The sequence below is a fragment of the Fulvivirga kasyanovii genome, assembly GCF_009711405.1.
Taxonomy (GTDB): domain Bacteria; phylum Bacteroidota; class Bacteroidia; order Cytophagales; family Cyclobacteriaceae; genus Fulvivirga; species Fulvivirga kasyanovii.
Window position 1 is genome coordinate 1 of the sequence record NZ_SMLW01000570.1, and the last position, 4,927, is coordinate 4,927.

The 4,927-nt window shown below is 41.7% G+C and carries 5 protein-coding genes; 1 reads left to right on the forward strand and 4 read right to left on the reverse strand.

The annotated features are described in order from the left end of the window. Positions 1-478: redoxin domain-containing protein (locus tag E1163_RS14815; RefSeq protein ID WP_155173153.1), on the forward strand; the 478-nt coding region annotated here is incomplete at its 5' end. Here E1163_RS14815 and E1163_RS14820 read toward each other — a convergent pair. The 4 genes from E1163_RS14820 to E1163_RS14835 all read right to left on the reverse strand — a co-directional run. After that, entirely contained in the window at positions 475-1,335 is an 861-nt protein-coding gene (locus tag E1163_RS14820) for a transglutaminase-like domain-containing protein (RefSeq protein WP_155173156.1), read from the reverse strand. The two genes, E1163_RS14815 and E1163_RS14820, sit on opposite strands and share 4 nt — an antisense overlap. Positions 1,336-1,463: 128 nt before the next feature. Beyond that, positions 1,464-3,089, reverse strand: coding sequence for an acyl-CoA carboxylase subunit beta (locus tag E1163_RS14825; RefSeq protein WP_155173158.1), 1,626 nt, complete (start codon positions 3,087-3,089; stop codon positions 1,464-1,466). Between the two features lie 68 nt (positions 3,090-3,157). Then, positions 3,158-4,126, reverse strand: a complete 969-nt coding sequence (locus E1163_RS14830) for an MlaD family protein (protein WP_155173160.1) — start codon at positions 4,124-4,126, stop codon at positions 3,158-3,160. 10 nt (positions 4,127-4,136) lie between these two features. Then, positions 4,137-4,927: N-acetylmuramoyl-L-alanine amidase family protein (locus E1163_RS14835; protein WP_343033837.1), on the reverse strand; the 791-nt coding region annotated here is incomplete at its 5' end.

Consider the following 4,927-nt stretch of genomic DNA (forward strand, 5'->3'; position numbering starts at 1 on the left):
AAAAACGAACAAGCAGGTTTCCCTCAACGACTATAAAAGTTCCAAAGGTATAGTAGTCGTTTTCACCAGCAACGTCTGCCCTTACTCTGTTTACTACGAAGGGCGCATTACCCAACTCATAGCCGAATTCAAAAGTAAGGGTATACAGTTTCTGCTTATTAATTCACATACTGAAGCCAAAGAATCAGAAGCAGAAATGGCCAACAAAATATCAGCCTGGGGACTGAATGTTCCATATTTGGCAGACAAGGATCAAAAAGTACTTACCATGTTCGGTGCCCGTAAAAGCCCGGAGGTTTTTCTGTTAAAACCCAACGGTAGTTTTTCAGTTTTTTATAGCGGAGCAATTGATAACAACCCTCAGGTAGCCTCTGATGTGAAAGAACAGTACCTGAAAGAAAACATAAACCTGCTTTTGCAAGGGAAACCGGCCAAACCTGGAGGTCGCCCCATCGGGTGCATGGTCAAAAAAGGTTAAAGGCCAAGATCAGTACCTTTAGAGACCAACTGCAAGAGTGTTTTAATCTCCTCAGACTTTGAGTGATCTCCAATTTTGTCAAATGAATTAACCAGGTTTCTCAAAGACCTGAGCACAATATCCTGATTGCTGCAAGGCTGGTAAAATGTATCCTGCGGATTGATTCGAAGCTCTGCAATGTAATTATCTATATCTTCTTTTGAGAAAATCAGACCTCTGTTAAACGCATTGATATAGAACTGATTATAATTTTCATTCTCAGGCTTATAGGTAAGGATGAAAAGATTGGGCAAATTCACACCGTAGACAGGCATTTTGAGCTTTTGAGCCACAAGCATGTAAAGCACACATAGCGAGATTGGATTGCCTTTTCTGGTTTCCAACACCACATTGATCATAGAATTGCCCGGTGAATGAAAATTTTTAGTATTGGCACCAAATTTTAGCTTGTTAAAAATCACACTGTTCAGAAGCTTTACCTGGTCATACGGGTGAATATCCGTCTTAAACTCCAACCAGGCTTCGTAGTAGATCTGCTCCAGGTCCTGTCTTAGTTTTTGAAGCTCCAGGTCCGGATACTGGTAGGTGGCCACGAGCCACATTCCTTCCAAAAGATCATTGTTATCATCTTCAAACCAGGCCACAAGCTTACCTTTGAGAATGTCGAACTGCAGCACATGGATAAGATCCTCTATTCTGCTCTGAACCAGCGGGTTAAGGTTGCTCTCCCATTCAGTTTCGAGAAATGGTATAATTTCCTCTCCCAACGAAATTATTTTTTCTTCAACATGGGAAATGATCTGAGCATCTTCATCATCGAGCAAAGATACCAATGCCTTTAGTTCGTTCTCCTGCATATAATTTGGTGATGAATGAGAGGTTAAGGAAAGCAAGTTATACTTTGTTCCTTAACCTTTCATTTCAAAATTTAGTAATTTATTCTTTATTAAGTAATTATTCTGTGCAGAACATTCACCCGGCCGGATCAGGTCTGGATTACACCCACATTAAACTTCTCTACCGGAGCATGATTTGCAGCCTCAATACCCATGGAAATCACCTTCCTGGTTTCCAGGGGATCGATAATACCATCCACCCAAAGGCGAGCAGCAGCATAATAAGGGCTTAACTCTTCATTATACTTATCTGTTATTTCCTTAAGCAGGTTATCTTCTTCCTCTTTAGTAATCTCTTTTCCCTGTGCTTTTAGAGTAGCCACTTTGATCTGCAGGAGCGTCTTAGCCGCAGAGGCTCCACTCATAACCGCTATTTGAGCAGTAGGCCAGGCATATATCAGTCTGGGATCATAGGCCTTTCCACACATGGCATAGTTGCCTGCACCATAAGAGTTGCCGATTACAATAGTAAATTTCGGCACAGTAGAATTGGCCATAGCATTTACCATTTTGGCACCATCCTTAATGATACCACCATGCTCTGCCTTGCTTCCAACCATAAAACCACTTACATCCTGTAAAAAGACTAAAGGAATTTTCCTTTGATTGCAGTTCATAATAAATCTCGCGGCCTTGTCTGCTGAGTCAGAATAGATAACTCCGCCCATCTGCATCTCTCCTTTTTTCGACTTAACCACCTTCCGTTGGTTAGCAACAATACCCACTGCCCAGCCGTCAATTCGACCATACCCACATACAATAGTTTGGCCATAAAGGGCCTTATATTCATCAAACTCTGAGTTATCGACCAGTCTTTTTATTACATCAACTATATCGTAAGGTTTTACCCTGTCTGCCGGCAAAATCCCGTAAATCTCTTCCTGTTTTTCCTTAGGCAATGCAGCTTCTACACGATCAAACCCTGCAGACTCCGATTGCCCTATTTTATTGAAAATGGATTTGATATAGTCAAGGCAGGCTTCATCGCTTTCAAATTTATTATCCGTAACACCTGATATTTCACAGTGCGTAGTAGCTCCTCCCAGAGTCTCATTATCTATATCCTCACCAATGGCCGCCTTCACCAGGTATGAACCCGCCAAAAATATTGAGCCGGTTTTATCAACTATCATCGCCTCGTCCGACATTATGGGAAGGTAAGCACCTCCGGCTACACAGCTTCCCATGATAGCCGCTATTTGCACAATACCCATCGCCGACATTTTTGCGTTGTTCCTAAACTGTCTGCCAAAATGCTCTTTATCAGGGAATATCTCATTCTGCATTGGCAGGAATACTCCCGCACTATCTACAAGATATATAATAGGTATGTGGTTCTCCATGGCAATTTCCTGCGCACGAAGATTCTTTTTTGCAGTTATAGGAAACCAGGCCCCGGCTTTTACAGTAGCATCATTAGCCACAATCATGCATTGCCTGCCCTGCACATAACCGATACCAGTAACTACTCCACCGGAAGGGCAACCACCTACTTCCTGATACATACCTTCTCCGGCCAGTACACCTACCTCAAGAAATTCACTCCCTTCATCAATCAAATAATCAATACGTTCCCTTGCAGTAAGTTTTCCTTTTTTATGGTGAGACTCAATCTTTTTCTCGCCACCACCCATTTGGGTCTTTTTAACTTTGGTTTTAAGCTGATACAATAGCTGTTTAATGCTATCCTCGTTTTTATTGAATTCTAGATCCATTCAATTTATGGGGTTTAAATTTTCTGCAAGTTAGGTCATCAGGAAAAAAAATCAGCCCCTAACGCCGCTTAGTTTTCCTTTTCCTCTTTTCTGGCTGCTTTCTTTCTGTCTTTGGCTATTTTCTCTTTGCTTTTTCCTAGCGGAGCAAAGAAGTGCTTAGGTTGTGTATCTATATGGATCAATAATTTATCCAGATTCTCAACCGCCTTGTTAAGATTAACATATAAAGAATCGTTGTTAATGAGCTTACCTAGGGTGCCATCATTATTAGAAAGCCTCTCAATAGCCTGGTTCAGTTTAGCCAGAGTAGCATTGGCTTCGTTCACTGTCCTGTTGAGCTCCAGCCGCTTAAGTGAATCGCTAAAAGTAGTAAGATTATTGAGCATGGGCCTGGTGGTCTTCAAGGTAGTATTGAGTTCTTTTCCGACCTGGTCAAAGGTAGCTGTAATGTGATCCAGGTTTTCCTTTGTACCCGCTATGGTGGAATTTAGGAGCACAGGCGTCTTCTGAAATCCGTCCATCATGCGATTGAGTTTATCACTGTTACCGGTCAGGTTATCAAGAATAGCATTGATCTTCTTGATGGTAACTTCCAGACTATTGGCTACAGGTTGTGCACTTTCAGCTAAAATATCTGCAATACCCCTGTCCAGAACAGCAATTATGGTATCGCCCGGCTGATGTGGTTCTGCAATATCCCCTGTACTTAACAGAATGGATTTATTGCCTAGAAAATCACCGGTCAGGGTGGCTGTTGCCGAATCACCAAGGATAACATCACCACTGAGATCAAGCTCAACAAGGATTTGATTTTGTTTGTTCTGAAGAAGGGAAATCCTGCTCACTCTTCCTACCACAAAGCCGTTAACAAAAACAGGATTGGAAACATTAAGGCCGTCTACATTTTCATATATAGCATAGTATTTATCGTTTGACGAGAAAAAATCTATGCCTTTAAGGTAGTTAAACCCTAAATAAAGGATGGCAATGCTAAATACCATAAACAGGCCAACCTTGAGTTCCTTTGATACCTTCACGTATTCGTTTTTAGTTTAATGATTCTATATTGTTTTTGTAATCTCTGAACGCCCTGAATATTCCTGAGGCTATATTTGCTTTAACTGATGAATTATTAAGTTCTTGTTCTTCCTTCGGGTTTGTCAGGTAACCAATTTCTACCAATACACTTGGCATTGCTGTTCTCCACAAAACCCAGAAACCGGCCTGCTTTACTCCCCTGCTCCTTCTCCCGGCCCGTGTACCAAATTGCTCTTCAATTTTGCTCGCCAGGTACAGGCTATTTTCAATATATGCACTTTGTGTCAGAGAGAATAAAATATGTGATTCAGGAGAATTGGGATCAAAGCCTTCATACTTCTCCTCATACCCCTCTTCATAAAGTATTACCGAGTTTTCACGTTTGGCCACATCGAGATTGCCTTCGGTTTTGTGCGGCCCCATAACATAGGTTTCCGTACCATAAATACTACTCTTACTTACCGCATTTGCATGTATAGAGATGAATACATCCGCATGATTCTTATTGGCTACGTGTGCCCGCTGTTCCAGCTCAACAAATTTATCATCTTTCCGGGTATAGATAACCTTTACATCAGGCAGATATTCCTGTATGTATTTTCCAAGCTGCAAGGCTACATCGAGCGCTATGTCCTTTTCTTCACTAAACACACCGTGTGTACCAGGGTCATGCCCACCGTGCCCAGCGTCTATAACCACAGTTTTTACCGTAAAATCTGATCGCCTGTGCCCGTTGGATGAAGTTAGCAAGGTTATTGCTAGGAGAAGGAATACAATGGCAATATTCTTCACAATCTTTC

Bases quoted from the DNA above. Each gene is read 5' to 3' on its own strand.
- E1163_RS14820 (WP_155173156.1), bottom strand. From the start codon at position 1,335: ATGCAGGAGAACGAACTAAAGGCATTGGTATCTTTGCTCGATGATGAA.
- E1163_RS14825 (WP_155173158.1), bottom strand. From the start codon at position 3,089: ATGGATCTAGAATTCAATAAAAACGAGGATAGCATTAAACAGCTATTG.